Source organism: Hydrogenoanaerobacterium saccharovorans (genome assembly GCF_016901815.1).
GTDB lineage: Bacteria > Bacillota > Clostridia > Oscillospirales > Ruminococcaceae > Avimicrobium > Avimicrobium caecorum.
Genome location: NZ_JACSNR010000039.1, coordinates 1 through 472 on the forward strand (window position 1 = coordinate 1; position 472 = coordinate 472).

1 protein-coding gene is annotated in these 472 nt (G+C 48.9%); it reads right to left on the minus strand.

Annotated features, from left to right (window positions below; all coding sequences use genetic code 11):
• The coding region (locus H9X81_RS11570) for a type I restriction-modification system subunit M N-terminal domain-containing protein (RefSeq protein WP_345941554.1) at positions 1 to 306 on the minus strand (306 nt) is incomplete at its 3' end.
• Positions 307 to 472 lie beyond the last annotated feature (166 nt).

Sequence of the window (472 nt, forward strand, 5' to 3'; positions counted from 1 at the left end):
AATAGCCTTTTTGATAGGGGTAGAGGCATCCACCGGCAGATTTTTCAGTGTTGGAAACAATGTGTTGTTGACGAAATCCAGCAGTTTGTCGCCTGTCAGTGCGGTACCGGATTTATCATCATGCGCCCAGTTCTGCCAGCGGCATTCCTCCGGAATGATGGAGGTGTATTCCTCATCGTCCCACTCCCAGTCCTGCTCCTTGGCATCATATACTTTCAGAAACAGCATCCAGGCAATCTGCTCAATGCGCTGGGCGTCGCCGTTGATACCGGCATCGTTGCGCATAATGTCTCGCAGCCGTTTCACAAACCCTGTTAAATTACTCATGGATTACACTACCTCGTCTGTATAAATCGCCTGTTCCAATTCCTGTACCGCCTTCAGATACCCCGCCTTACCTCCAAAGTATCCGGCAATTTTTGCTGGTTTTCCCAGCTTCAGGAACGGGTCGAGTTTTAAAATCTCTGTTTTC